The organism is Xenorhabdus kozodoii (assembly GCF_002632875.1).
GTDB classification, from domain to species: domain Bacteria; phylum Pseudomonadota; class Gammaproteobacteria; order Enterobacterales; family Enterobacteriaceae; genus Xenorhabdus; species Xenorhabdus kozodoii.
Genome location: NZ_NJCX01000009.1, coordinates 25,798 through 46,035, shown reverse-complemented (window position 1 = coordinate 46,035; position 20,238 = coordinate 25,798). Strand labels below are relative to the sequence as shown.

Annotated in this window: 30 protein-coding genes and 2 pseudogenes; 3 read left to right on the top strand and 29 right to left on the bottom strand. The window is 49.7% G+C overall.

Going from position 1 to position 20,238, the window contains the following annotated elements; translation table 11 throughout:
• Position 1 precedes the first annotated feature (1 nt).
• From Xkoz_RS07670 to Xkoz_RS07610, 13 genes are all read right to left on the bottom strand, one after another.
• Complete coding sequence (locus tag Xkoz_RS07670) at positions 2–343, bottom strand: GPW/gp25 family protein (RefSeq protein ID WP_099141603.1); 342 nt, start codon at positions 341–343, stop codon at positions 2–4.
• Complete coding sequence (locus Xkoz_RS07665; protein WP_099141602.1) at positions 340–978, bottom strand: phage baseplate assembly protein V; 639 nt, start codon at positions 976–978, stop codon at positions 340–342. The genes Xkoz_RS07670 and Xkoz_RS07665 overlap by 4 nt, the downstream gene beginning before the upstream one ends.
• Before the next feature lie 66 nt (positions 979–1,044).
• Positions 1,045–1,680 (bottom strand): phage virion morphogenesis protein, encoded by a 636-nt coding sequence (locus Xkoz_RS07660; RefSeq protein WP_099141601.1) that lies wholly within the window; start codon positions 1,678–1,680, stop codon positions 1,045–1,047.
• A 1-nt stretch (position 1,681) separates the two neighbouring features.
• Positions 1,682–2,098, bottom strand: a complete 417-nt coding sequence (locus tag Xkoz_RS07655) for a phage tail protein (RefSeq protein ID WP_099141600.1) — start codon at positions 2,096–2,098, stop codon at positions 1,682–1,684.
• Positions 2,091–2,324, bottom strand: coding sequence for an Rz1-like lysis system protein LysC (gene lysC / locus Xkoz_RS25890; RefSeq protein WP_422646088.1), 234 nt, complete (start codon positions 2,322–2,324; stop codon positions 2,091–2,093). The genes Xkoz_RS07655 and lysC overlap by 8 nt, the downstream gene beginning before the upstream one ends.
• Entirely contained in the window at positions 2,239–2,631 is a 393-nt protein-coding gene (locus tag Xkoz_RS07645; protein ID WP_244183429.1) for a hypothetical protein, read from the bottom strand. Before Xkoz_RS07645 ends, lysC begins: the two co-directional genes overlap by 86 nt.
• Positions 2,628–3,023: a structural protein gene (locus tag Xkoz_RS07640; protein WP_099141597.1), complete on the bottom strand. Its 396-nt coding sequence runs from the start codon at positions 3,021–3,023 to the stop codon at positions 2,628–2,630. The genes Xkoz_RS07645 and Xkoz_RS07640 overlap by 4 nt, the downstream gene beginning before the upstream one ends.
• Positions 3,023–3,337, bottom strand: a complete 315-nt coding sequence (locus Xkoz_RS07635) for a phage holin, lambda family (RefSeq protein WP_099141596.1) — start codon at positions 3,335–3,337, stop codon at positions 3,023–3,025. The genes Xkoz_RS07640 and Xkoz_RS07635 overlap by 1 nt, the downstream gene beginning before the upstream one ends.
• Positions 3,338–3,340: 3 nt before the next feature.
• Complete coding sequence (locus Xkoz_RS07630) at positions 3,341–3,544, bottom strand: tail protein X (RefSeq protein ID WP_099141595.1); 204 nt, start codon at positions 3,542–3,544, stop codon at positions 3,341–3,343.
• On the bottom strand, positions 3,541–4,005 hold the full coding sequence (locus Xkoz_RS07625) for a head completion/stabilization protein (protein ID WP_099141594.1): 465 nt from the start codon (positions 4,003–4,005) through the stop codon (positions 3,541–3,543). Before Xkoz_RS07625 ends, Xkoz_RS07630 begins: the two co-directional genes overlap by 4 nt.
• Before the next feature lie 87 nt (positions 4,006–4,092).
• Complete coding sequence (gpM, locus tag Xkoz_RS07620) at positions 4,093–4,752, bottom strand: phage terminase small subunit (protein ID WP_244183428.1); 660 nt, start codon at positions 4,750–4,752, stop codon at positions 4,093–4,095.
• A gap of 3 nt (positions 4,753–4,755) precedes the next feature.
• Entirely contained in the window at positions 4,756–5,838 is a 1,083-nt protein-coding gene (locus Xkoz_RS07615; protein WP_099141592.1) for a phage major capsid protein, P2 family, read from the bottom strand.
• A 12-nt stretch (positions 5,839–5,850) separates the two neighbouring features.
• The gene (locus tag Xkoz_RS07610) at positions 5,851–6,675 is read right to left on the bottom strand and encodes a GPO family capsid scaffolding protein (protein WP_099141591.1); all 825 of its coding nucleotides are present in this window, start codon (positions 6,673–6,675) and stop codon (positions 5,851–5,853) included.
• A gap of 159 nt (positions 6,676–6,834) precedes the next feature.
• On the opposite strand from Xkoz_RS07610, the gene Xkoz_RS07605 reads away from it, so the two are divergent.
• Together Xkoz_RS07605 and Xkoz_RS07600 are read left to right on the top strand one after the other, a co-directional pair.
• Positions 6,835–8,592, top strand: a complete 1,758-nt coding sequence (locus Xkoz_RS07605) for a terminase ATPase subunit family protein (protein WP_099141590.1) — start codon at positions 6,835–6,837, stop codon at positions 8,590–8,592.
• A complete protein-coding gene (locus Xkoz_RS07600) occupies positions 8,592–9,632 on the top strand; it encodes a phage portal protein (RefSeq protein WP_099141589.1) in 1,041 nt (346 codons plus the stop codon). The genes Xkoz_RS07605 and Xkoz_RS07600 overlap by 1 nt, the downstream gene beginning before the upstream one ends.
• 343 nt (positions 9,633–9,975) lie before the next feature.
• Here the strand turns inward: Xkoz_RS07600 and Xkoz_RS07590 are convergent, their stop codons facing one another.
• The 16 genes and pseudogenes from Xkoz_RS07590 to Xkoz_RS07520 form a co-directional block, all read right to left on the bottom strand.
• Positions 9,976–10,332: a type II toxin-antitoxin system HicB family antitoxin gene (locus Xkoz_RS07590; RefSeq protein ID WP_099141587.1), complete on the bottom strand. Its 357-nt coding sequence runs from the start codon at positions 10,330–10,332 to the stop codon at positions 9,976–9,978.
• On the bottom strand, positions 10,329–10,607 hold the full coding sequence (locus Xkoz_RS07585) for a type II toxin-antitoxin system HicA family toxin (RefSeq protein WP_208615225.1): 279 nt from the start codon (positions 10,605–10,607) through the stop codon (positions 10,329–10,331). Before Xkoz_RS07585 ends, Xkoz_RS07590 begins: the two co-directional genes overlap by 4 nt.
• Positions 10,608–10,776: 169 nt before the next feature.
• Positions 10,777–11,469, bottom strand: coding sequence for a terminase large subunit domain-containing protein (locus Xkoz_RS07580; RefSeq protein ID WP_099141586.1), 693 nt, complete (start codon positions 11,467–11,469; stop codon positions 10,777–10,779).
• Positions 11,470–11,473: 4 nt separating this feature from the next.
• Positions 11,474–11,674 (bottom strand): DUF7301 family protein, encoded by a 201-nt coding sequence (locus Xkoz_RS07575; RefSeq protein WP_099141585.1) that lies wholly within the window; start codon positions 11,672–11,674, stop codon positions 11,474–11,476.
• A 26-nt stretch (positions 11,675–11,700) separates the two neighbouring features.
• A pseudogene (locus Xkoz_RS07570) lies at positions 11,701–12,870 on the bottom strand (DNA cytosine methyltransferase); the annotation flags it as partial.
• Positions 12,871–12,872: 2 nt separating this feature from the next.
• A complete protein-coding gene (locus Xkoz_RS07565) occupies positions 12,873–15,230 on the bottom strand; it encodes a replication endonuclease (RefSeq protein WP_099141583.1) in 2,358 nt (785 codons plus the stop codon).
• Positions 15,227–15,547 carry a DUF5405 family protein gene (locus Xkoz_RS07560; RefSeq protein WP_099141582.1) on the bottom strand — a complete coding sequence of 107 codons (321 nt, stop codon included), beginning with the start codon at positions 15,545–15,547 and terminating at the stop codon, positions 15,227–15,229. The genes Xkoz_RS07565 and Xkoz_RS07560 overlap by 4 nt, the downstream gene beginning before the upstream one ends.
• Positions 15,544–16,547, bottom strand: a pseudogene (locus tag Xkoz_RS07555) (phosphoadenosine phosphosulfate reductase domain-containing protein). The gene Xkoz_RS07560 and the pseudogene Xkoz_RS07555 overlap by 4 nt, the downstream one beginning before the upstream one ends.
• Positions 16,537–17,343: a DNA adenine methylase gene (locus Xkoz_RS07550; RefSeq protein WP_099141580.1), complete on the bottom strand. Its 807-nt coding sequence runs from the start codon at positions 17,341–17,343 to the stop codon at positions 16,537–16,539. The pseudogene Xkoz_RS07555 and the gene Xkoz_RS07550 overlap by 11 nt, the downstream one beginning before the upstream one ends.
• Positions 17,333–17,737 (bottom strand): hypothetical protein, encoded by a 405-nt coding sequence (locus tag Xkoz_RS07545; RefSeq protein WP_099141579.1) that lies wholly within the window; start codon positions 17,735–17,737, stop codon positions 17,333–17,335. Before Xkoz_RS07545 ends, Xkoz_RS07550 begins: the two co-directional genes overlap by 11 nt.
• Positions 17,737–17,958, bottom strand: a complete 222-nt coding sequence (locus Xkoz_RS07540; protein WP_099141578.1) for a TraR/DksA C4-type zinc finger protein — start codon at positions 17,956–17,958, stop codon at positions 17,737–17,739. The genes Xkoz_RS07545 and Xkoz_RS07540 overlap by 1 nt, the downstream gene beginning before the upstream one ends.
• Positions 17,951–18,145 carry a DUF2732 family protein gene (locus Xkoz_RS07535; RefSeq protein WP_099141577.1) on the bottom strand — a complete coding sequence of 65 codons (195 nt, stop codon included), beginning with the start codon at positions 18,143–18,145 and terminating at the stop codon, positions 17,951–17,953. Before Xkoz_RS07535 ends, Xkoz_RS07540 begins: the two co-directional genes overlap by 8 nt.
• Positions 18,146–18,221: 76 nt before the next feature.
• Positions 18,222–18,578, bottom strand: coding sequence for a DUF5347 family protein (locus Xkoz_RS07530; RefSeq protein WP_099141576.1), 357 nt, complete (start codon positions 18,576–18,578; stop codon positions 18,222–18,224).
• Between the two features lie 9 nt (positions 18,579–18,587).
• Complete coding sequence (locus Xkoz_RS20810) at positions 18,588–18,755, bottom strand: hypothetical protein (RefSeq protein WP_167386569.1); 168 nt, start codon at positions 18,753–18,755, stop codon at positions 18,588–18,590.
• A 228-nt stretch (positions 18,756–18,983) separates the two neighbouring features.
• Entirely contained in the window at positions 18,984–19,424 is a 441-nt protein-coding gene (locus Xkoz_RS07525; RefSeq protein ID WP_099141575.1) for a hypothetical protein, read from the bottom strand.
• Positions 19,425–19,445: 21 nt separating this feature from the next.
• Positions 19,446–19,748, bottom strand: a complete 303-nt coding sequence (locus tag Xkoz_RS07520) for a Cox family DNA-binding protein (protein ID WP_099141574.1) — start codon at positions 19,746–19,748, stop codon at positions 19,446–19,448.
• Between the two features lie 191 nt (positions 19,749–19,939).
• Here Xkoz_RS07520 and Xkoz_RS07515 point away from each other — a divergent pair, with 191 nt between their 5' ends.
• Positions 19,940–20,233 carry a helix-turn-helix domain-containing protein gene (locus tag Xkoz_RS07515; RefSeq protein ID WP_099141573.1) on the top strand — a complete coding sequence of 98 codons (294 nt, stop codon included), beginning with the start codon at positions 19,940–19,942 and terminating at the stop codon, positions 20,231–20,233.
• Positions 20,234–20,238 lie beyond the last annotated feature (5 nt).

Below are 20,238 nucleotides of genomic sequence, written 5' to 3'. Positions count from 1 at the left end.
TTCACCTCACAGGCACAGAAAATGCAATCGGATCCCGACTGGGGGAATAATGGCCGCTGATATCGACCGTCATTTGCCCCGCCGCCGTCTGGCTGAGTGTTATCGCCGTTAAGGTGATGCGTGGCTCCCATTGCTGGATAGCGGTATAACAGGCCGCCATCAGTTGCAGGCGCAGTGCCGGGTTTTGCGGCGCATCGATCAATGCCGACAACAGGGAGCCGTACTGACGGCGGGCAATCCGGCTGCCTATTGGCGTCATTAAAATATCGCTGACGGACTGGCGAATATGGTCAATATCGGTCAGTTGCTCACCGGTTTGGCGATTCATGCCCAGATACATCATGAGGTGGGACCTCCTGACGTACCGTCACCACTGCGCACACCATTATGCCGGTGTGAATCGACCACAACGCCGTTAGAGCTGAATTGGCCGTCTGTGTGGGTAATATTGCCGCGCATCGTTCCGCCCTGCCGGATCGCCAGACTGCCCGTGGTCAAATGGTTTGTGCACATCACGGTCGGGGTATCCAGGGTAATTTGGTTGCTGGCTGTACAGGTGATTTCCGGCGCGGTGACCTGCACCGAGACTGACGCGGTCACGGTCGCGGTTTGAATACCTGTCACGGTCAAGGCACCCGATTGCGGTTCATACTCCATCACGGCACCATCGGGAAACTGAATATGTGTCGCTTCGGGGGACGTTGATGGCGCCGGAAATGTATCGGAAAAAATGGCCGGCAAGACAAAGGCGGTAGTCAGTTCGCCACCAATGGACAGGATTAACACCTGTTCACCGACACTGGGCGCCCACCAGGTGCGCGAGTTCCCCGCCCTGGCCGTCAGCCAGTTCAGCCAGTCGGTTTCAAGATGGCCGGTTTCCACGCGACAGCGGCCACGGGTCGTGTCTACCTGGGTAACGACGCCAATGCGGATCAGGTTGCGCAGCCGGCGCAACAGCTCGGTTAATTGTGTGTTCATGCGTACAACATGTCACTACGCGTACAGGTCTGCACGTTGCCGGGGTTGTGTCAGGGCTGGCACACATTAGCGGGTGAGATGAGCCAGGATCTGCGCTTCGATATGTGCAATATCTTGTGGGGTCAGTCCCAACAGGCGGCGTGCCGGGTATTTGACGTCGATATTTTTGCCGCGCATCCGCTCTTTCAAGCCAAACTGGTGCACACGGCCGACAGTGGCCGCTTTCGGCGCGAAAAAAATCACCGCCTCTTTATCCGTGGCTGACAGGCGCAGGTAACGGGCAGTCGCCAGTTTTTTAAACATGCGGGTTTTCTTGCTGTTTTTACGGGTATTGATGCGATCGCTTTTGACTTCCAGTACGCGTTGGATATCGTTTTTATAGAAGGTACGCTGCCCCTTGCGTTCAGCATCATACCCCGTGATGACCATACCATTTTTGCCCTTACGGAACTGCCAGCTTTTTAATTTTCGGGTTTCGCCGCGCCAGACGAACTGCATGCTGCGCTGTACCGTCAATACCTGCGCCTGGCGTTGGGTATAGCGGCTACCGTCCGGGTTACGCTGGGCGCGGATGCGTTGCATTTGGCTTTGGCGCAAATCCCGTGCGATATCCCGCGCCAGTTGTTTACGACTGGCCGGGGACAGTGTGGTTAACAGGGCCGTCAGTGCGGTTTCTAGGGGTTGTAATGCGTTATCGTCCATGTCACCACCGGTCAAACGGGTTAGTCGGTTCCGGGATAGCGGTCACGGTACTGGCACCGTCCTGTGTGGTGACCTGTACCCGTTCTGTCAGTTTGAGATCAAGACTGATATCCGCCGTGGTGTCATTGAGGATATTGACGTCAAAGGTAAAGCCGCTGCGGCGGTTGTCGGGGTTGGCGAAAATATCCGGCTGGTGTTCGCGTAACCAGTGTACGACGACGACCATTAACACATTCTGGTCGCCGGGGAAACTTTCGACAATCAGGTTCAGCGTGTATTCATACTCGTAAGACAACGACGGGGCCAGTGTTGCCAGCACCGCGCCATCTTCCACGAACAGGTGCAGGTATTCGGGGTTGTCGCGCAGGTAGGGAATTTTGGCGGTGAGCCGTTCCCGCAATAAGCGTGGTTTATTCATGGGTTACCTGTCGGGTTTGTTCGATTTGGCGAATGGCCTGTTTATCCAGATTGCACTGTTCAATCACGGTCAATAGTTGCTCATTCAGAATGAGGCTGTCACTCCATGTCATTGGGTTCGGAATGGCTGGAGGTAAACAGTCAGCGAGCAGATGCGCCGGGATCGATATCGGTGGCACCGGAACGTATTCGGTTCGCGTGCTGCTGCAACCGGATAACAGCCCCATCAGGCACAGTGCGATGGGCGCACTCATGACTGACCACAACCGTTTTGATGGCGGCCTGCGTTTGCTCAGAATCCACGGCTGACCGGTTCCGGTTTTCGCTATTAATTCGTGAGATGTCATTGAATAACCTGATGGCGTGATAGGCGTTGTTGGTGATGAGTTGCTGGCGCTGATTCTGCTGTGTCAGTAACGCATTTTCATCAGCGAGCCGCCCATTTTCCGCATAGACTGACCAAACGGCATAGATGGCTGACACTATCAACAGAATGCCGGCCATTGCACTGAATGATCCCCATTTCCAGCTCATAGCAAGTCAAATGCCCGCGTGAATACATCGTCGGAATACGGCTGCTGGCCGTTTTCCATCTGGATAATCGCTTTCACCAGTCGGCGCATCGTGGCAGCATTGTCGACATCCATCACTGCACTGCTGGCTATGCCAACGGATTGACACACATAAGCAATGTAGCTCTCGGTATCATTTTCATTTGGTGGCGCCCAGCGGGAAATAATTTGTCGAGTCGTGTTCAGACCGTATTTGCGCTCGTAATTACGCAGGATTTTCAGCATCGCCCGGATGCCATATTCCGGCGCAATAAACTGGCAGAATGACTTATCGGTCTGCCTGCTACTCAGACCCTGCCATTGATCCCCGTGGCGGATATTGCCGGGATTGTTATTGTGAATGCCTCTGGACATTATTTATCCCCCAAGCGTTTGTTAATAGCTCGAATGGCAAACTCACGCAGTTTCTCCACCCCAATAAAGCCCACGGCACCGCCGAGCGCGGGTGACACACTGGCCGGAATGCCGAACAGCTCTAAGCCGCTGGATATGCCCCATGACAGTGCCCCACACAATAGCGGTTCAACCCATCGGTTCTTCCGTTCCACGCCGTCGTAAATCAGTCGACCATAGCAAATGGCGATAGCCAAAGCCGAGCCGGATATCTGCGGCCACGAATTTTTTAGGCCGTTCAAGAGGTCGGCCCATACATCAGGTTGTTTGTCCATGTCTTAGTCCCATAATTGGATCATCGGTGTTACCGGGGCGGCGGCGATATCGGGCAGCTCAATCGCCATGCCGTGGGGTAAAATAGCCCCCCAATCAGCGAGACCGGGATTGGCCGCCAACACGTGCTCAACCATGCCGGATGTCCGTCCATAGTGGCGCCAGCACAGGGCGTCCACTGTGTCCCCCTGAACCGTACGAATGTTCATATCAGCTCAACAATGTTGTGCGTGGTGTCTTTAATGCGCTGGATAGCCCACACCGCGTCACGGTGTAAATCGTCAATAGTGGGATCCAGTGCATCGGCTTTTTTCGACCCATCCGGCGTGGTGTCAATGTCGCGGTAACGCTCGTTAAGCCCGGCTTTTGCCGTGCAATACACCGCGCGGCGGTAGAGGTATAACAGCTCAGATTCACCGTCAATCAGGTTGGCCGGAACACCGCCCAGGGTGTGATAGCCGAGGCCGATTTTTTGTGATTGCCAGCCCGCCAATTCCCGGTTAGTTTCAATCACCGCATTTTTCAACGCTTCAATCAGGCGGTCGGGGGTCACCGTGCCATCACTGCGCATGGTGGCGCGAAAATGGGCAGTATGAATGGATGGCCAGAAATCCCCGCTGGTGATTGTCTGGCCTTTTTCTTTAATCGGCTCGGGTGAAATAAAATCCATAAAACCCCCCTGAATAGGTAGGGCGGTGGGCGAGAGGTCGAAAACCGGTTTCTTATCTCGCGCCGCCCTGGCGCGTTGGCACGTTCGTTAATGGTCCGCGCTGTCTTTCGCGGACAAGATTTTTTCTAATTGCTTGATATCCGCTTTCACCCCTGATCGATCGTTCAGCTCAAGGGCGCGCATCAATTCACACAATGCCGGTTGCGGAAAACCATTATCACGCAAGCTGTAACCCAGCCATTTATGGAGCTCCCCACGGACTTTATCGGGCATATCTTCATGCTCAGTCAGTGACAGGGTGCGCTGCAATATCGCCAGGGGGATCGGGTTTTTCACGGTGTAAGCGTCTTTGGCTCGGTCTGCCATTTCTTCAGCGATAGCGCAGCCCGTTGTGCGTGATTGCCCCTCTGGCATGGTTAACTGGTGCGTTAACGCATATTCGGCAATATCCAGCCCTTGCTCATAAACACTGGCGTCAAAGCTCCACAACATGAGGTACATCAAAACGTCATCTTGTCCCCCTGATTGATTGTGAAGAGTTTCAGTAATCCACGTTTCATACAGCGGCATCACTTTGCGTTTGTAAGTGGCCTTGCGTTCAAATGACTGAATTTTGCCTAAGTCTCGCATGTGCTGACGTAACATCAACCGCACTTGCGTTGCGACGGAGGGATCAGCCAGCCTGCCGCCATATTCAGTGGCTTGCCTGGCCTCCACTTGCATTCGTTTCTTTTCCCACGGGTTCACGGCTTATTCTCCGCTTTTCTCTTCCGTATCGGCGGGTGCGTCAGGTTTGGCTTTGATGAGCGCAATGTTTTCAATTAGCGCGACACAATCGTAATCTTCGACAATGTAGTCTTCGTTAACAGATTCGTAGTTTTCCACACGGTCACGCTTCGGATTATCCAGCACTTGACGGCGCCGGGAATCTTCTTGCCAGTAAATAGACAGGTTATCTAAGCGTGTGATCAGCATGGCGTCTTTAGGGAAATACGGCACCCGCACCGCCGGCAAACCACCAATACGTTTTTGGCTGATAATCACATCCGCCGCCAACGCTTCGGTGTTAGCCTGATCACGGTTGACGATAGGGAAATATTTATCGGATAATAGCTTACGCCCACAAATGACAACCAGTTCGGTATCATCGGCGTACACTTCGGAAATGGCATCATCAACCGCCTGCATCACCAGTGCATCCAGGTTTGCATAATCACCGCCTTTACCCACTTTAAGGGGTTCGGGGGTTATGATATTGGTGTCTTTATCGGTGGATGAACCGATCACATGGCGGGGCGCTTCCAGTCGAATTTTATGCAACCAACCGACGTTCACGTCTTGCAATAATTTATGGGCGGCACGGTCAGATGTCGCGGCGCGGTGTGTGCCGTTCCAGCCAATCATGATACGGTCAAGTGCCTGACGTTTGATAATTTCATCACGAATACGGCGCTGGAAATCGTCAAAAATGGCCCACATATCCAATTTTTCGTAACGAATGGCCGTATCAAAGTTCGTTTGCTTACAGTGATACTGTTGCTTAGATAAATCGGTGGGGTCGGTCGGTTCGCGGTCTTTATTTTTGGTGTCCGTCGTACCGGCAATGGTTGAGCCGATCCCTAAACCAATTTTTTCCCCCACTTGCGCTTTAACGGGAACAATATTGATCATCGTTAAAAATGCGGCACTCAGTTGAATTTTGCTTTCCAATTTTTGGGCAGCGGACGGCTCGATTTCCACTTTCGAGGTGGTGAACGTGGCAGGTTCAACACCGTACAGCTCACCCAAACGGGTCAGATAACCGTTAAATTTAAAGCGCGTGTCTTTTCTCATTGTCGTTTCCGTTTAGCAGTCTGTGAGGTTTTCGGTATTTTCGCCTTTACCGCCAAAAGAGTGTGGGCGCTGTGGCTGGTTGTCTTGCTGGCTTAAATCCTGTTTTAACGCGCCCAACTCAGTACGCAGGGCTTCGTGTTGTTGCTTAATGGCCGCAAACTCAGCAACGTGTTGTGACAGCTTTTCAACTTCACTGGCTGTTTTTACTTGCTCAGTAGCACACAGTTCGATTGACTGGCGAACATCAGACAGGTTGACGTCATGGGTCTTGCGTTCTTTGGTAAATAGCGCTTTGATGCTATCCAGCAAGCTGGGCTTATCGGTTTTATCGCTGTCGTCGCTAAACTCAATCAAGGTTTCCTCAGCAGCAGTAAATACGTTGCCTTTGTCTTGCTTGCGCTCAGACAATTCAGCATCATTGGCACCCTTGCTGAATTGCAACATGCTCGTCCCCAGACTGGCCGGGTTATCGGTGACAGCCAGCCCAACCAGATAAGCGCCGCCCATATCGGAAAAGTTCGGGTTGATTTCCACAGAGGTATAGACTTTCTGGCGTTTTTTATTCATTTCGATCAGTTCAGGGGTTGGTGATAGCACACCGTATAACGCCAATTTACCCGCTAACGCTCCCTCGCTGATTTCCTCGGTATACACCGATTCCACATCACCAAAGCGCGGCATGAATGAATAGTTCCAGTGCTCCATGTTGATGCGTGCACCATAAACGCTTTTGTCGTAATTTTTGGCGATTTCAGTTAACCATTGGCGCTGTACTGTGCGCCCATCGGTTGTGGCTCCCTCAACACAAAGGCGCACCGGCTTACTTTTTTTCGTCATTGCTCAGGCTCCGGCAATTGAATGTTTATTCATGCGTAAAAAACAAGTGAGCCTATGTTTTCAGGGATGGGGGATAACAAACAATGCCTAGCCATTGTATGGGAAATGACACAATGGGTACGCAGCGCGAGAGGGGTCGCCAGTCAGTAATCTGGCGGCATGAATACATTACCCGATCTTGATCCACGTAAAAAAGCCATGCACCTGTACTTTAACGGGTACAGGATCGCGCGCATTGCTGAAATCCTCAAAGAAAAAGCCGTCACTATTCACAGCTGGAAACGCCGTGACAAATGGGATGACATCACGCCCTTTGACCGTGTTGAAATGAGTGTTGAAGTGCGCCTTTGCGCGCTGATTAGCAAAGAAAACAAAGAGGGGAAAGATTTTAAAGAAATTGATTTGCTTTATCGTCAACTGGAACGGCATGCCAAAATTCACCGCTATCAAGATGGCGGTAATGAGGTAGATTTAAACCCGAAACTCGCCAATCGAAATAAAGGTGAACGCCGGGCGCCTACAAAGAACCTGTTTAGCGAAGAACAAATTGAAAAGTTAGAAAAAATCTTCCATGAAAACATGTTTGAGTACCAAAAGGTTTGGTACGGCGCAGGGCACAAACACCGTATTCGCAACATCTTAAAATCGCGCCAAATCGGCGCAACGTACTTTTTTGCCCGCGAAGCCTTTATGGATGCGTTAACGAGCGGACGCAATCAGGTATTTTTATCCGCCAGCAAGGCACAAGCGCATGTTTTCAAAGGCTACATCATTGATATGGCGCGCGAGGTAGATGTTGATCTCAAAGGCGATCCCATTGTTTTACCCAATGGGGCAACGCTTTATTTTCTGGGCACCAATGCCCGCACAGCCCAAAGTTATCACGGTAACCTCTATCTGGATGAGTATTTCTGGATACCCCGCTTTCAGGAGCTGCGCAAAGTGGCATCGGGCATGGCGATGCAAAAAAATTGGCGCCAAACGTATTTCTCAACGCCATCGGCACTCACACACAGTGCCTATCCGTTCTGGTCAGGCAAGCTATTTAATCGCGGACGCCGCAAGGCGGATCATGTTGAAGTCGATACCACCCACCAAGCCTTAGTTAACGGCATGATGTGCGGTGATGGTCAGTGGCGGCAAATTGTCACGATTGAAGATGCCAGACGCGGCGGCTGTGACTTATTCGATATCGACCAGTTGCATTTAGAATACAGCCCGGCTGAATTCGAAAACTTGCTCATGTGTGAGTTTGTCGATGATATCGCGTCAATCTTCAACTTACAGCTCATGCAAAAATGCTTAGTGGATAGCTGGGAAGTGTGGGACGACGTGCAACCCTTGATGATACGTCCATATGCCTATCATCCGGTTTGGATTGGGTACGATCCGGCCAAAGGGACGCAAAACGGGGATAGCGCAGGTTGTGTTGTTATCGCGCCGCCCCTGTTCCCGGGTGGCAAATTTCGGATACTGGAGCACCATCAATGGCGCGGTATGGATTTTCGCGCACAGTCTGACGCGATTCAGGCACTGACCGAACGTTATAACGTGCAATATATCGGTATTGATTCCACCGGTCTGGGTCACGGTGTTTTACAAAATGTGCGGGATTTTTTCCCCGCGGCAAAAGAGTTTGTTTATAACCCCGCGTTAAAAAATGCCCTGGTACTCAAAGCTTACGACGTGATCAGTCATGACCGACTGGAATATGACGCCGGCAGTAATGACATTACCCAGTCTTTTATGGCTATTCGACGGGCAACCACCGCCAGTGGCAACCGGCCAACCTATGAAGCCGACCGTAGCGAAGAAGCCAGCCATGCCGACCTGGCATGGGCGACCATGCACGCCCTGTACAACGAACCTATTACGGGTGAAAACAGCAATCACCACAATATTATTGAGGTCTTTTAATGAGCCGTAAAAATAAGAAACGCCAGAGCCAGAAACTGACACGGACGCCTGATACCGCCTCAATGGAGGCGTTTACGTTTGGTGACCCCATCCCCGTACTGGATAAACGTGAAATCTTTGATTACCTGGAATGTGTGCGGGTCGATAATTACTATGAGCCGCCCATCAGTTTTAACGGGCTGGCGCGCACATTCCGCGCCGCACCCCATCATAGCAGTGCCATTTTTGTGAAACGTAACATCCTGACCAGCACGTTCATTCCGCACCAGTATTTAAGCCGCCAAGCATTTGATAGCTGGGCGTTAGACTTTTTACTGTTCGGTAACGGCTATCTTGAATTGCGCGATAACCGGTTAGGTCAACCACTGACACTGAAGCACTCGCCGGCTAAGTTCACGCGCCGGGGTGTTGATCTCGATACCTATTGGTTTGTGCAATATGGCTATGAGACTAAGCCGTTTGAGTTCAAAACCGGGCAGGTATTTCATTTAATAGAGCCGGATATTAATCAGGAACTGTACGGCCTGCCGGAATATCTGGCGGCTATTCCGTCCGTTCTGCTGAATGAAGCCTCGACACTGTTCCGCCGTAAGTATTATCTCAATGGTTCGCACGCGGGGTACATTCTCTATATCAGTGATGCTGCACAGAAAACGGATGATGTGGATAAAATTCGTGAAGCCCTGAAAAGCAGTAAAGGCCCCGGTAATTTCCGCAACCTCTTTTTGTATGCACCGGGTGGCAAGAAAGACGGCATTCAGACTATCCCACTGTCCGAAGCCGCGGCGAAAGATGAATTTTTGAATATCAAGAATGTGAGCCGTGATGACATGTTGGCGGCGCACCGTGTGCCCCCTCAGTTAATGGGGATTATCCCGCAGAATACCGGCGGGTTCGGTGACGTGGAGAAAGCGGCTAAGGTGTTTGTGCGCAACGAATTGCTGCCGCTGCAAAGCAAGATGCAACAGTTGAATGACTGGCTTGGGGAAGAGGTGATCCGGTTTAACCGCTATTCGCTGGAGACGGACAACAACGACTGACCCACATCACGTAGATGATACGACCGTCTGCGAGGCGGTCTTTTTTTTGCCTGCATGAAATATGGTTTCATATGAAATAATTACGTTTGAAAATTTGAATTTGGCACGCCATTATATGATGCCGCGCGCAGTCATGACCCCGCCACGCCTGCCCACTAAATGCAGTGCTTTTTATGCACCTGCAAGGGATCGTCGGAGAAGCGCGAATACTGGTGCTTTGCGGGGGATGAGATCCTTTTTTGATCTTGCAGATTGATGCGCGGGGTAGGTGATTTTATGCAACTATGATTGAAGAGCAAAAACAACCCGCAGTAAAGCGGGTTTTGTGGCAGGTCACGCAATTTTAGCTATTTCTTAAACGTTCATCCAACGTGTCTAGAATGAACGCGTTAACCGAAATATGGTGCTCACTGGCCGCCTGATTTAAACGTTCGCCAAATGACTCAGGATAACGCAGGGTAAACGTTTTGGTTTTCTCACGGTGCTGATAGGGTTCAATATCAGCCGCGCGACAGTCTTCCAGATATTCATTCAATGACAGCTTGCCTTCAGCGTGCAATCCCGCGATACTGTCCGCCACAAAATCACAATAGCCTGACAAGCCTAAAAACTTTCCCCGAAACATGCCAATTTCAGGCACATAGCTGATAACCGCCGACAGTCCGGCTATTTCCATCACATTGGTGTGTTGTTTACTCATAATGGTGTCACTCCGATACTTTCCAACCATTCCCGCAAGCCAGCAACGGCGCCTTTGTCTGTCTCTGGCGACGGATGGGGACGATGAAAATTGGCAATACTCCCGTTTAACAAAAACTTACAGCGCGAACCCCGGCCTTCCTTTATTTCACCACCTAGTGCCTTGATTAAGGCTTCAATATCTGACCACTTAATTCCTGAAGATACAGGCGTTCTGAAAATCTGTTCCAATGTGCGTTGCTGCCGCGTTCGGAGCGCTGAAACTTGTTTGTTCATATGCCAATACACCGTGACTTCAAATATTGAAGTCATATTAGCATTGATAAAAATGAAGTCAAGCAATGAAGTCATTAAAAAACCCGCAAAGCGGGTCTCATGATAGTAATGTGACATGTCACGCAATTACAATTTTAACGCATGCCAGCCTAAGGTATCCCAACATTCACTAACGCGGATGCGGCATCCGACACAAAAACAGCTCTTCAAACTCTTTTTCTGACCAACTCCTGCGAAGCTGTTCCACATTCCACCGACGTTCAGGCACCTCAAACAACGTTATCGTATCGAAAAAAGCCGGAGCACCCTTAACGCGACGATGAGTAAAAAACCGCTTATACGTTTCCTCGCCGTTATCACCTGTACCCCGTGAAGAATAAAACGTTCTCTTACATTGCTTATTTATTGATAAAATGAACGCCAATTGCACCAGCCGGACAGGATTATCCGACCACGCCCATTCAGACACATATACATCCCCGCACAACGCAGCAACATGGCTGTTTTCATGCACAAAGCGGAGTTCAGCACCATTACTGAGTCTCAGTAACTGAATATCTGTCGCCTGATCATTTAAATAGGCGCGCTGCTCAGGGAAATACTGCGCAACATATTGAACAAAAAGGGGTAATAATTCCTTATTGGACAGAAAAAACTTATTCCGCCCTGTCCGACAGGCATCACTTAACGCTTCCAGTACGAAATAATAATCAGCACCCACCTGTCTGGCTTTATGCAAAAAGCGACTGCGGTGATGCTGATTGGCTTTCCAGCGTTCTTGCCAGACGAATAAACCCGACGCAAATTTATGATTGATATTGTTAACGATTTCGGGCGTTAAATTTAGGGTGACGCTATGCATTTATTTATCCTCTAAAAATAGGCATTCCTGCCGCTAAATCACGTTTAACTATCTGTCGCAATACCCGATCCCGACGTGACAGGTTCATTTTAGGCGCACGCTGGCCGGGTTGATTGCGGGTATTCTGTCGCCATTTTTTATAGCGAGCACAGTGCATATCCAAATCACATCTCAATAACTCACTGGCTGTTGTCAGTTTTTTCATTGTTGCCTCATCTGCATCTGCATCAAAATTCGCTTCCCAATCCATGCCATCACAGGCACAGCCATTGAGTTGCCGATTGCCCGATAACGATGGCCGTCAGGACAACGTCCTGCTGTTTTGCCATTCCAAGGGATTCGGGTGTGATTATCCGGGAATCCCTGCAACCGCTCGCACTCCACAGGGGTTAAACGGCGCACGGCATAGCCATAATTCACGCCATGAACATCGGTTGTGGTCAGTGTGTAGGAAATTTCAGGGTGATAGCCGATACCATTACCGCCATTCTGGGGCGCCCGGTTTATCATGTTGCCTGCCAGTGCTATTGCCACCAAATCCGTCGCGCTTTTTGCATCTCTGGATTTTAACGTCGACGAAATATCATCTGTTTGATACGCACCAAATGAAATTTGCCGATATGTTGCGACCCGTTCGCGGCCATGATGACACCGGTTTAATATCGGGTATGGGTTTAACCTTGTGCCCCGGTGACTACCGATAACAGCGCCACTTCCAGTGCGGGCGGTAACTTCTTTCCCCGTCGTTCTGCCCGGTTCAGAATGCCGGCACATGCTGCCTGACTCAAAAAGTACTTTGGCGGGACAGAATCCATTTCGAGCACTTGCGACAACAAACACACGACGGCGTCGTTGGGCGACTCCGAAATATTGAGCGTCGAGCACTCGCCAGGCAACAGTCCGTTGGGGGCCAGACACATAACCCGCGTTTGTCCAGCGTTTCCCTGACGGCTGCAATGGCTCATCTTCTCCGGCAAGGCCTGCAAGAAAGCAGCCAAAGGCATTGTCGGGGCTGGATAATACACCTGGCACATTTTCCCAGACGATGATAGATGGCTGTTCGCCGTTTGCTGCTCTGACTGAATCAATGACATTTGCCAACTCCACGAATGTTAATGTTAGTTTTCCCCGTTCATCACCCAGCCCGTTACGCAGGCCTGCAATGCTGAACGCCTGACAGGGTGTGCCGCCGACCAGAATATCCGGCGCATCGGCCTGATTTTTGGCAATCATGGCAGGTAGCTGGGTCATATCCCCCAGATTACGGACATGCGGCCAGTGGTAGCGCAGTACTGCACTGGGGAATTTTTCAATTTCACTGAACCACGCCGGAACCATACCCAGCGGCTCCCATGCCACGCTGACTGCCTCAATCCCAGAACACACCGAGCCGAAACACATAGTCACGATAGGTTTTTCCTCATTTCCCGAACTCCAAGATTCTTAATCCGCTGCCGCAATGCCTCGCGGCGCGCCTGTTTGCGAGACTCAAACTCGCGTTGCTTCCGTTCCTGCTCCGCGTCCGTATCCATCAATCTGACTTCGCCTTCACTGAACCGCAGCCTCTGGCCGTCAAAACTGATACTCATGCCGTTAACAAACATCATGCCGAGCGTTTTATTGCTGATGGGGCAACCCATTGACGCAGTAAAGTTCATCACTTCCGGCAATAACGCCGCTTCTTTTGGCGTTAATGTGATGCGTGAGATAACCCGTTGCCCCGAAAGGCCGATTTCTTCGCGCTGTACGCTATTCTCAGCCGCGTTTATTTCTGTTGCCCGTCCCCATTGGAGAACATCCGATAACGCTTTGCCGCTTAAATTAGCGGGGAAATCAGGACGGTTCCCCAATGCCTGCCAATCCCCTGATCCACAGTTATTGACAGGACTCCGAGGCGCGCCGATGGCGCTTTTTAAAAGATCAAAACCCGCGTCCGGACTTTGGCCGCTGTGTTTTTTGACGATGCGATACTCCCGCTCGCGTGTTTTCACCACGCCCGCGGCCGGATTGAGTTGCGCGTAAATACCGACCACGCTGGAAACGGCCTCGTCATACGGATTGAGTTTGTCGCTGACCTCACGCGCAACACGAATAGTCTGCTGATCACGCGGCGTACAGGGGCCACCCTGTGACAGAATGTAGTTTTCAAAGTCACCCTGATCCGCCGCCGCCCTGACCTTTTCGGCGATCTCACCCATTTGGTCAGCAATGCTGATACTGCGCAGGCGACGGCACTCGCGATACGCCCCTTTTGAGGGCAGGTTATAGAAATGAAATTGCGGGATACGCCATGTGGACGCCCACGCGGTCACTGCCGCGGCGGCATCTTTTAACGGCTTGCCCGTTTCCTGATCAATCAGGCCGTCCAACGCGTAACCGTCAATATTCTTGGCGATGTATTTCGCGATATAGCCCACGGCACCGCCTTTATTCATGTGCCGGCACTCAAAGCGGTACTTTTTGGCACCCCGTTCATCGCCGTCTTCCTGCAAGGCTTTTTTTCGCATAATCTCAACAGCCGCTGCACGGCTGGCCTTATCGGTAAACAGCAATAAATGCCAGTGCGGAGTACCATCATGATGAGGCTCGACCACGCGGACGCCATAGACATTCAATCCGGCATCTTTAAACGCCGTGCGGATTTTCGCCCAGACCCGCACCAGATAACGCTGGCCGTCTTTTGGCGTATAGGCTTCATTCGCCCAGCTACTATTGAGCACGGCAATCTTGTCTTTCCCCATCAAGCGGGTGGGGTGATATTTTGACGGCGTGGTGATAGTGACAAACATCCCGATATCGCCACGGGCTGTCGCCACCCGTTCAATGCCGGCAATCTGGGACATTAATTCCATCCGGCGAATTTCCGGGTTAGAAATGCTCGACATCACCTTGTCAACCAGATCAAAGCGCTCGCCCGTTGCCACGTCCTCAATATCCATGGTTTGCAGATATTGCATATTGGAAAGACGCTGTGATTTCACCTCCTGTATGGCCTGCCGACTGGCATATGGGGAACGGTTTTTATTGACCGCCATCGCGGCAATCAGCAGTGCTTCACGCCAGCGGGTACGGTGTGCCTTAAGCTGGCGATACCAAAAATCGTCATTCACCAGACGGGATACCGCGGCAATCACATCTTTTTGTTGCAACGCACCTTTCAGGTAACGGGCGTAATGCGCAGGCGTGACATGCAGTCCGCAAGCAATCTTCGCCAGTTCGCCGTAAATCAGGGACAGGTTGCGTATCTGATAGATAGCTTCTTTATCGCCATCCGCCTGAGCGATGCACTGATCACAATACAGCTCAAACAACGTAAAGAATCCGGCGGCGATTTGAGCCGCCAGTTTTTTTAGCGGCTTGTCATGCAGATCCGGCAGGCGGTTAAACTGGCTGATTTCGGTGGAAATACGAGCCGTGGCCGTCAGCGTGGCGTGGGTATCCATCTCAAAACGACGGGTCACGGCCATAATGCGCGGCCAGAATTTTTGATGGAAATCGAAATACAGAAAATCTTGGGCTTTCAGAATACCTTGTTCTTTCAGCGTCTTTTCGTAACGTTTTTGATAGGGATAGCGCAGAATGCGTGGCAGGGATTCGATATCTGCCAAAATCGCTTGCCCCTGAATCATTCTTTCACGGGAAAGCGGTCTTTCAAAACCGGCAACAGCCTGATGCCGCGGGGCATTCCACCAATAGGCATACTGCCCATTGGCGGGTTCAGCTTCGGGCAGGATATTAAAATTCACCAGGCGACTGCTCATGCAACAATGCCGCCATACGTATCAGGATTCAAAAGATTCAACGCGGTCTGGCAGCGCTGCGTGATCACCGCCACGGTATCCAGATAGTCCTTCACAGAGCGCAAACCGCACTTAATATGCGACACATGCAGGTTCACCAGTTCAGCAACCAGCGACACGTCACTGTCATGCCAGCCGACCAGCGAGTAAATGCCGTCATAGGCGTTGACCTGCAACAGCGCCAGCTTGCCGGGGTGTTTCTCATGAACCACAACCGCAAAACGGGTATCCGTGATGTAAACCCCGTTTTTGGGATCAAGGATGATAGCGTCACTCACTCGCAAACCCCGGCATACACTGAGCTACACGCCTGTTGTGAATTTTCATCGGCCAATAAATCAAACTGACGCCCCCCCTGGTGGTCATCGCCCAATCACGATAGGTCTCGATACCGTGTGACGACAGCGTCACGCACTCAATCCGGCGCTGCTGTTTCACAGGGTCTTGATGGGACGGGAAAAACGTCGAGTTTCCGTGACGCGAACAGGCGGCAACCATGCGCTCCCAGCGGGCAACACGGGCGATTTCACCTGGGAAACGGGTAAATATTTCGGCCAGCTCAGATTTGCGGGCGTGAATACACGGCATACAGCCCACGCGCGAACACCCCTGCTGATAAAGCGGATTCGGTTTAATACCGTGTTTTTTCGCCAGGGCAAAAACCTGCTCATGTGTCCATGACAGGATCGGACGATAGGCAGACAGCCCCGCCGTATTATCAATATCCGATTCCCATTCTGGCAACGCAGCGCGGGATGGTGATTCCTGCGCCCTGACACCCTGCCATAAAATCACCTCATCGAACTGGGATAACAGCGGGGCAACAACCTGCTCAGCAATGGGCTTATGCTTAAGTTCGAACGTACAAAAACGCGCTTTCGTAGATGGAAAACGGCCTTTTAGCATACACAGATCCAAAAATGGGCTACCGGTAGGAAACAGCGTCTTGAGCGCAGCAATAATGCGTTTTTCCGCCTGAGCAGGTGACATACCGCACTCTTCGACCAAACTGACAGGCCAGCGTGATTTGATGAACTCACGTTTATTTTTTATCTGACTGGCGAAATCAGCCGAAACCCGCTGAATTTTACCCAGTCTATTTTCCAGATAATCCAGATATTTCATTGTTTGGGGGTGCTCATGGCCGGTATCGGCAAACACAGCAACATGCGGTACACCGTTCTCAATCGCCAGTAACCACTGAGCCAGGCTATCTTTTCCACCGGAAACCGTGATCACATTAATGGTGTTTTCAGCGTAACAGCGACTATCCATCATGGCGCCCCTCCAACACCGCAATGATTTCTCTCGCCGGTTGACGGTTGCCATTAGCGGCAATGGTGCGCGGGGCATCGATTTCGTGGATGGTGAAACCGAGGTCGGCATACAGCTCTTTGGCGGCAATCGAGTTAGAAACAGTAACAGGCACGCCGAGATCGTTATTCAGCGTATGTAAATTCACGGCCAACAGCTCATGATCGGCGGGAGTAAAAGCAGACTGATAATACTGGGTAAACGCCCCCATATTCGTTAAATAGGGCGGATCACAATAAACCACATCACCATAATCAACGAGCGTTAACGTGTCCTGCCACGCTAAACAGGACATATTAACCTCACAATACTGCGCCTTTTCATAAAATGCCCGGATTTCATGTTCAGGAAAATACGGTTTTTTGTAGCGCCCAAAAGGAACGTTAAATTGTCCGGCCGCATTATAGCGACATAGGCCGTTATAACCGTGGCGGTTCAGGTAAAGAAACAGCTTAGCTTTCGCACAGGTATTAAAATCAGAACGGTGCCGATAATATGTATCCTGACGATTGCCCTCGCTGAAAAATTTGCTCGATTCATCAATAAAACGCTCAACGTCCCACAAAATCGCGCGATATAAATGAATCAAATCGTTATTGATATCGGCAATAAAATAGGCCGGATAATCTGTATTCATCATGACCGCGCAGGAACCGACGAACGGCTCAACCAGCCGACGACCCGCAGACAGGTGGGGCAGCAATTTATCCATAATACGGGATTTAGAACCCGCCCATTTGAGGATGGTTTTATTTGCCATTGTCAGCCCCCTCATAAAAAAAATAATCAGGGGTTAACACGGAATATTCATAAAATGAAACACGGGGACTATCTGGTCCACCCTGAAAATGATGGGCGTCATCAATGAGTAAAGTGGTTCGGCGGTCGATATCATCCAGCCAGTCATACCCGCCTTCCTGAGTGAGTACGACGTAATCACCACTGTTGAGGTCGATCGGTAAATATTGATTATCAAAAATATGTTCAATGTCGATGTCGAGACTTTTAATAATAAAAAAGTTATTGAATCTTTCTAACGTTATAAAATCAACATCGTCGCCACGACCTTCGACAACACCGATACAATGGTTTTTATTATTGATGATGATATCAAATGCGTTTTTATCAATGTTAACAAAGCGAAGATTATCCATCACACACTCCGATAATGTTGTTGTTTCAGTTCAAAGACATCCTGGCAGGGCACACAGCGGGTCACACCGGCAATCACCCGGCGGCGCTGCTCAGGGATTGGCTGATCGCAGTCTTCACACACAAACGCGGCAACCCCGACCGGACGGTTAACATGGGCGGCTATCCGGCGTTCCAGTATTTCGGCGGCACACTCACAGGCGCCATCGATTTGCCTAGACATATTCCAGCTCCTGCGCCTGATGCTCGATATTCTCAGCCTCACTCATCAATAATTCGGCTGACGCGGCATGATCCAATTTATTCGCCAAAATATGTGAGGCGATATTTTCCAGACGAGAAGCAGAGCGTTCGGCCATGGCCTTGCGCTCATCTTCTCTGTTTATTTTTATCAGTTGTTCTATATCCATTGTTCTGTTTCCTGTTTTTAGGTAATAAAAATCCCTGCGCGTTGGCACATAAAAACAATTAAATTAAATCGATAAATTAATGTGATATTAATTCCGGCAATATTAATTTATCCGGTAATATTGATGCCAGCGCCTTAAGTTGATTGATTGCAAGAATTAACGAGCGGATTTCGTCAGGTGTAAATTCATTAAACCGGATATCGAAACGTGATTTATCAATACCCGCCAAATGAAAAATTAAATGCAACATTCGCTCATTATTTCTGACGCGGTTATTTGTACGGTCACGCATCGTTTCAATAAAATCGGCCAGTTGGCTATTTGAGTTTTTATCAACGAAAAATTTTGCGCGCAGGGCGGCGGATTTATTCAAACCATCAATTTTCTCATCCAGCGTTAATGCTACAGCGCGGCACGGTTCAGTATTCGCCATTGCATCACCTCACAATATGGATAATAACGGGGTTAACAGGGTTGTCGCTAACCCAATTGAAACTAATGTCATCATCAATGGGTTTTCTTTTTTATTTGTACCAGTTACTTTGGTATTAATATTAAAATCACCACCCGTAACCTTATATTGATGTTGCACCCGCGTTAATTGGTTCATTTAATCGCCTCTCGTATAACTGCTGACAAAATTTCAGCGCCTCAGATTTGGAATCAAATTTACCGTATGAATATTCACCGTCCTCGATTTGATAACGTGTGAACAAACAAACGGCGCTGGGACGTAACGGGCGAATTAATAACGCACCAAATTTAATCCGCCCTTTGTTTAATTCCACTGGTGTTGGTAGCAATATTGGCATTTTGTTTGTTGTTACCTTTATGGTAATTATTTATTGATATTATTTTTACCGGTCAGGGACATTATTGCCCGCGCATGAATTTCGGCGGATTCGCGGTCGAGATGAATAAAGCCGCCATCTAAGTACCTGTAATCATATTCATCTTCATACCATTCAAGCTCGTCAGTAAATTCTTTATCGCCGAGCTTAGGAACATAATACTTACAGCATGGCGCCAGCGGCTCCCTCACAGGTTCCGGCACAGTGATATTGGTACTAATAGACTGCAACTCCCCAAATCCAACCCGCACAGATTTAGTAATGTGATAACTGTCACCCGTAGCTATTGACATAAACCGCGCCAACGCTTCCTGAATAAATTCTGGCGTGATGTCAAGTTCGGATTTGATATCAATAAAAACATCCTGCAAACGATTTATTATGGATAATTGCAGTCCTACACGTTCCAGGGGAGTTAAGTTTTTCATTGTTTACTCTCATTAGTTAACTTACAAACCAATCCACAACAACCACGCATCACGGACTTCTTTTGGACGATTCAAATAAGCGTCGCGCATCGCTCTATTGAATTCAGGTATATAAACCCAGTTTTCACCACGTTTTTTCACAGCCACACCATCCCGTGATTTCACGTCAGGATCCCGCCACGGAATAATTGGCAACTTACCCTTTTCAATCATCCCCCCAACAGCAGCATGTGTTTTACCTATTAAGTCAGCAAATTTCTGATAAGGGACTGCATCTACTGGGTAATAAACCTGCATATACCCATCGTCATTTTTTTCTATCACTGTTCACCTTCCTTTCCATAACCTTAATAGCTTCAATTAGAAACCTCGTATTTTTCAGGTTCATTTGCTAATCTGATTAGTCAGATGCTTAGAGTTGCTTCTACTGGCGACGCTAGGCTTTTTCACTCCCTAAAAGGTCTCACTTCTAAAACCTTTAGGGATTTTAGTCTCAGTTTTGGAACCTGTCAACAATGAATATGTCACAAAAAATTCGAGCTATACGTAAAGCCGAAGGATTAACACAAATTAAATTTTGCGAACTAACAAACATCCCCTTAAGCACTTTGAAGAATTACGAGGGAGATCATTCTTCTCCCGGATTAAGTACAGTTCTTCAAATCACCAACCACCCTAAATTTGAAAAATACACCTTGTGGCTAATGACCGATAAGACTGCTCCTGAGTCTGGTCAAATTAGCCCAACTCTCTCCCCTGATGGTGCCGAACACAAAATGTTGTACCGCTCAGACCGGAAAACTGGCTAACACTG

Excerpts from the sequence above, each read along its gene's own strand:
- Xkoz_RS07670 (WP_099141603.1), bottom strand. The coding sequence starts at position 343 with ATGATGTATCTGGGCATGAATCGCCAAACCGGTGAGCAACTGACCGAT.
- Xkoz_RS07665 (WP_099141602.1), bottom strand. The coding sequence starts at position 978 with ATGAACACACAATTAACCGAGCTGTTGCGCCGGCTGCGCAACCTGATC.
- Xkoz_RS07660 (WP_099141601.1), bottom strand. The coding sequence starts at position 1,680 with ATGGACGATAACGCATTACAACCCCTAGAAACCGCACTGACGGCCCTG.
- Xkoz_RS07655 (WP_099141600.1), bottom strand. The coding sequence starts at position 2,098 with ATGAATAAACCACGCTTATTGCGGGAACGGCTCACCGCCAAAATTCCC.
- lysC (WP_422646088.1), bottom strand. The coding sequence starts at position 2,324 with ATGGGGCTGTTATCCGGTTGCAGCAGCACGCGAACCGAATACGTTCCG.
- Xkoz_RS07645 (WP_244183429.1), bottom strand. The coding sequence starts at position 2,631 with ATGAGCTGGAAATGGGGATCATTCAGTGCAATGGCCGGCATTCTGTTG.
- Xkoz_RS07640 (WP_099141597.1), bottom strand. The coding sequence starts at position 3,023 with ATGTCCAGAGGCATTCACAATAACAATCCCGGCAATATCCGCCACGGG.
- Xkoz_RS07635 (WP_099141596.1), bottom strand. The coding sequence starts at position 3,337 with ATGGACAAACAACCTGATGTATGGGCCGACCTCTTGAACGGCCTAAAA.
- Xkoz_RS07630 (WP_099141595.1), bottom strand. The coding sequence starts at position 3,544 with ATGAACATTCGTACGGTTCAGGGGGACACAGTGGACGCCCTGTGCTGG.
- Xkoz_RS07625 (WP_099141594.1), bottom strand. The coding sequence starts at position 4,005 with ATGGATTTTATTTCACCCGAGCCGATTAAAGAAAAAGGCCAGACAATC.
- Xkoz_RS07615 (WP_099141592.1), bottom strand. The coding sequence starts at position 5,838 with ATGAGAAAAGACACGCGCTTTAAATTTAACGGTTATCTGACCCGTTTG.
- Xkoz_RS07610 (WP_099141591.1), bottom strand. The coding sequence starts at position 6,675 with ATGACGAAAAAAAGTAAGCCGGTGCGCCTTTGTGTTGAGGGAGCCACA.
- Xkoz_RS07605 (WP_099141590.1), top strand. The coding sequence starts at position 6,835 with ATGAATACATTACCCGATCTTGATCCACGTAAAAAAGCCATGCACCTG.
- Xkoz_RS07600 (WP_099141589.1), top strand. The coding sequence starts at position 8,592 with ATGAGCCGTAAAAATAAGAAACGCCAGAGCCAGAAACTGACACGGACG.
- Xkoz_RS07590 (WP_099141587.1), bottom strand. The coding sequence starts at position 10,332 with ATGAGTAAACAACACACCAATGTGATGGAAATAGCCGGACTGTCGGCG.
- Xkoz_RS07585 (WP_208615225.1), bottom strand. The coding sequence starts at position 10,607 with ATGAACAAACAAGTTTCAGCGCTCCGAACGCGGCAGCAACGCACATTG.
- Xkoz_RS07580 (WP_099141586.1), bottom strand. The coding sequence starts at position 11,469 with ATGCATAGCGTCACCCTAAATTTAACGCCCGAAATCGTTAACAATATC.
- Xkoz_RS07575 (WP_099141585.1), bottom strand. The coding sequence starts at position 11,674 with ATGAAAAAACTGACAACAGCCAGTGAGTTATTGAGATGTGATTTGGAT.
- Xkoz_RS07565 (WP_099141583.1), bottom strand. The coding sequence starts at position 15,230 with ATGAGCAGTCGCCTGGTGAATTTTAATATCCTGCCCGAAGCTGAACCC.
- Xkoz_RS07550 (WP_099141580.1), bottom strand. The coding sequence starts at position 17,343 with ATGGCAAATAAAACCATCCTCAAATGGGCGGGTTCTAAATCCCGTATT.
- Xkoz_RS07545 (WP_099141579.1), bottom strand. The coding sequence starts at position 17,737 with ATGGATAATCTTCGCTTTGTTAACATTGATAAAAACGCATTTGATATC.
- Xkoz_RS07540 (WP_099141578.1), bottom strand. The coding sequence starts at position 17,958 with ATGTCTAGGCAAATCGATGGCGCCTGTGAGTGTGCCGCCGAAATACTG.
- Xkoz_RS07535 (WP_099141577.1), bottom strand. The coding sequence starts at position 18,145 with ATGGATATAGAACAACTGATAAAAATAAACAGAGAAGATGAGCGCAAG.
- Xkoz_RS07530 (WP_099141576.1), bottom strand. The coding sequence starts at position 18,578 with ATGGCGAATACTGAACCGTGCCGCGCTGTAGCATTAACGCTGGATGAG.
- Xkoz_RS20810 (WP_167386569.1), bottom strand. The coding sequence starts at position 18,755 with ATGAACCAATTAACGCGGGTGCAACATCAATATAAGGTTACGGGTGGT.
- Xkoz_RS07525 (WP_099141575.1), bottom strand. The coding sequence starts at position 19,424 with ATGAAAAACTTAACTCCCCTGGAACGTGTAGGACTGCAATTATCCATA.
- Xkoz_RS07515 (WP_099141573.1), top strand. The coding sequence starts at position 19,940 with ATGAATATGTCACAAAAAATTCGAGCTATACGTAAAGCCGAAGGATTA.